Raw genomic sequence first — 276 nt, 5'->3', positions numbered from 1 at the left:
CGGCGTATCAAGCTGATGTCCCAATTCACGTGTTACCTGCATACGCAAAGCACCGCGTGGCAACTGATTCAGCAAAGGACGCGCCTGAAATAATGCCTGGGCGCGGCCTTCGGCACTATTAAGATTGGTATCTTCGCAAACCTGTTGAATCAAAAACTGTGATAGAGGCATGGCGCCGCTGACTGCCTGCAAAAAAGCATCCACTCCATATTCTCGAACATAAGAATCCGGATCATGTTCAGTGGGCAGGAATAAAAACTGGATGGTCTTATTGTC

The 276-nt window shown here is 48.6% G+C and carries 1 pseudogene; it reads right to left on the bottom strand.

The features are described 5' to 3' along the window. Positions 1-276: pseudogene (gene dnaG / locus ACZ3HG_RS23550) on the bottom strand (DNA primase); the annotation flags it as partial.

The sequence above is a fragment of the Erwinia sp. PME.40.26/001 genome, from assembly GCF_055556675.1.
The sequence above is the reverse complement of the archived record's forward strand: the minus strand, read 5'-3'. Positions and strand labels throughout refer to the sequence as shown.